The sequence below is a fragment of the Catenibacterium sp. UBA627 genome (genome assembly GCF_002299355.1).
Classification (GTDB): domain Bacteria; phylum Bacillota_I; class Bacilli_A; order Erysipelotrichales; family Coprobacillaceae; genus Catenibacterium; species Catenibacterium mitsuoka.
The window spans coordinates 5,149-9,057 of the sequence record NZ_DBPF01000114.1 but is presented as its reverse complement, the minus strand read 5'-3'; the positions used below and the strand labels follow the sequence as shown (position 1 = coordinate 9,057).

1 protein-coding gene is annotated in these 3,909 nt (G+C 35.5%); it reads right to left on the bottom strand.

The features are described from left to right. Positions 1 to 3,909 (bottom strand): InlB B-repeat-containing protein (locus B2S90_RS07440; RefSeq protein WP_286696807.1); only part of this gene is annotated, 3,909 nt, incomplete at both ends.

Genomic DNA, 3,909 nt, shown 5'->3' with positions numbered 1-3,909 from the left:
CTTCAGGACTTACCTGAGTAATCTTGATGTTGTAACCTTCTGGAACCTTAGGAAGAACAAGTTCTTTTTCGCCCTTCTTAATCACTGATGGTACTTTATTACCAGCAATGATTGCATCTAAGATATCTTTTGATGAAGGTGCTGTTGGTGTTACTTCTACTTTCTTAAAGTTTGCTTTAAGTGTAGTATTTGCGTTTACTTCAAATGTATATGGGTTAGAAGTACTTACTACTTTTCCATCTGCATCTGTCCAGTTTACAAATTCATAACCTTCATGAGCTGAAGCTTTTAATGTCGCTTTTTTACCTTCTTCATAAGTACCATCTGATTTATCCATAGAAACAGTTCCCATGTTCTTATCAGTTTCTACAATAACTGCATATGTCTTAGCGGGTGCTTTTTCAACAGTGACCTTGATTGTAGCCTTTAATCCATCTGGATTTACTAAACCTTCTGGTAATGTGAATGTACCTTCTAATACATATGTCTTGCATTCATCTGCATTATAAGCATTCTTATTCCAAGTAACATATACTTCTTCTGTTTCATTGTTTCCAAATGTAACAGTAATCTTTTCTGGTAGATTTAACTTATCAAATGAAGTGCCCTGTAGAACAGTCAAATCATCTAACTTCTGAATACTTGTAATCTTAACATCTGCTTCAGCAGATCTTTCAAACTTCGCAATTAAAGATATATTACCCTTTACATTGAATGCGTATTCTGCTTTATCAGATACTTTTTCACCGTTAGGACGATACCATCCCTTAAATACATATCCTCTATGAGGTGTTGCAGTAACAGTCACAGATTTACCTGCTGCAACTTCCTGACCACCACTTACTTTTCCACCTTTTTCTGCTTCTACATAAACAGTATAAGTATTATTAGTTACTTCTTTATTCGCAATATTGAATTCAGAAATAGCAACCCATCCATCATTTGACTGACTTGCAACAAACTTAAATCCATAAACATTCTGTTTATCAAAAGTAAATACTTTTTCTGACTTGTTAGCTGCAAATGTCTGATCTTTTGCCACTTCTACCCATTCTCCATCCCTTTCAGTCTGGATATAAAGTGATGCTTTAGTGACTTGACCACTGTTAGAGTCCTGACGTGGTGTGAATGATACCTGGTTGATTTCATATGCTTTATCAAACTTGATTTCAGTCCAGATACTTCCATCAGCACCCTTACCGCTTCCTGCTCCACCTGATGTAGTAGGAACCTTATCTTTTGTAGCCTGTGACCAGTCTGAATGCCAGATTGTAGAAGCTTTATTATCAAATGCCATACCGATAATACCTTCATTCTGACCACCGTGAGCTGTTGGTGTTTCTGATTCTGCTTTTCCTGTCCAAGCTGCTTTGTTGTAAAGATCTACTTCTGGTGCTTTTTCAGTAACTACTACGTTATCAATAACTGCAGAAACTGTTTCTGTCTTAGAACCGATTCTTTCTAATGGTAATGCGAAAGTTGCATGTGTGATGTTTTCTTTCTTTACAATATCATTATGAATGAATTTACCTTTTGCATCACATACATATTCACCATTAACATAAAGACTTGTCTTCTGCTGAGCTGTAGTGATTGCGATATTGACTGTCTTACCTACAGGTAATTCATAATCAAAATAGTAGTTATAAAGTTCTCTTGTGAATCCTAACTTACCATCTTCCATGATTCTGATATCATGTGTTCCATAGTCAGCATCTGATTCAAATAGGATATCTCCTGGTTTAGCTGGTTTCTTTAACTTAATATCAAATGATAGCTTATTACCATTACCAAGTTCTTTAATTGGAGAAGTAACATAACTTACACCATCATTTAATACTAATGCATTATCCTTGATTTCAGTATTCTTTCCTTCTTTAAGGTCACGTTTGTTTTCAGAACTATCTTTTAAGCCATTATTGAAATCATAGCTTTCATAGTTTTCACCTTTTTTATTTTCTTTGTAATAAGGGTTTGTATTAGGTCCTGTTCCCTTATCCTGAGCGAGTTTTGCGAGCGCATCGGCACTGCCTTTTTCCTTACCAGTCGCAGCCCATGTCTTTTCTGCATAGAATGGTAATGCATCAAAGAAACGCCAGTATAGATCAGATTCACTTAAACCTGATGCGCTCTTGTCGATGTTATCACTCCATAATGCGAATGCAGCACCTAACATCTGATCATCACCAGCAGGAACATACTTATAAGAACCACCTCTGACCCTTACTTTATTTGCTTCAAACTGATTGAAGATTCTATTTACGTTTAATAAGTCACCATAAGCATTGGCACGTCCTTTGTTTCCATTTGGAACCATATAACCAAAGTCATCAATTGTATTAATAAGCTTATATCCCATATCATACATTTCAATACCATCTGCCCAGTCAGCTGACCAAAGGTTCATTTCTACATTATCAATAGCTTCTCTCTTAATCTGAGTCACTGGATTATCTTTGATCCAAGTTAAGCCACCCCACATACGTACTGTATTTGTTTCTTTTAGGTGAGGAACTAAATCATTAACGAATCCACGATATGCTGTATAGTTTGATAAGAATTCATCTGCACCAATATGTACTGTTGTTTCTCCATCAAATACTGGATTAGCACCTTTTGTATAATCATCAAAGATTTCTTTGATCTTATCTTTTGTTTCTTTCTTAGAGACATCAAGATGGTCAATAAGTGGTCTATTACTGTTTAATGGTGATACCTTATTCTGAACCATCAATTCTGGCCATACTTTAGTAAATGAAGTTGCATGAGCAGGAACATCAATTTCAGGTACTACATTCATACCAAGTGCTCTTTCACCCTGGATGAATTCTCTGAAGTCCTTTTTAGAAATAGAATAGTCTTTTGCAGTAGGTGTTTCACCTTTATCGTTAGATAATCCTGATTCTAGACGGAATGCTTCATAGGCTTTAAATGCTTCATTTTCATTATCACCTTTACCATACTGTTCTAAGAAGATATAGTTATCAGATAAATGAGCCTGGAAGTCATTCATCTTATAGTAACGCATTGTTCTTGCAACTTCCTTCATCATATCTAATGAAACTGGTTTACGTGCTACATCGAATAAGAATCCACGTGTCTTGAAACGAGGATAGTCACGCATTTTACCAATCTTATAGCCTTCATTGTCTTCTTTATACATCTGAAGGATTGTCTGCATACCATACATGTTACCTGTTGTATGAACAGAAGCAACATTGATACGATCTTTCTGGATATCCATTGTATATCCTTCATCACCTAGAAGAGTATCTGGTGCTTTTAATTCAAAGTTGAATGCATTAGCCTGAGAAGCACCTTTTTTCACTGTAAGGTTAATGCCTGTGAAATCTTTATAATCACGTACAAATTCATCTACAACAGCTTTTAACTTATCATCTGTATAAGTTACTGTCTTTAATGCGTTAACAGAAATCTGTTCTGTTGAGTTTGAATGCCATTCCTGGATTTCTGGAATAACAGTAGGTTTCGCATTCTTACCTGTCACTTGTTCATTAATACCTTTTACAACATAGTCAACATCTGCAGTCTTCTTTTCTTTTCCTGTAGAAGTTTCTGTAACTACATAAGAGACTTTTACATTCTTATCAACTAATGGATGGACAATCTTACCATCATCACCAATGATCTGTTCAAGGTCTGCACCATTGATTCTTACAGTAAATCCTTCTGGTACAGCTGGCATATCTAATGTATTCACATCTGCTTCAATTGTCTTACTCTGAGATTCAATAGAAGAGACAACAGAGTTTAGAGTAGCAGTCTGTGCTGTTTGTTCATTAGAATAAACTTCCATTTCAGCAATACTTACGTTATTCCATGATGCTGCTTCAGCAACAAAGTTACAAAGCTTTAATTCTTTTGCTTCAATAGGTTCATTGAACTTAA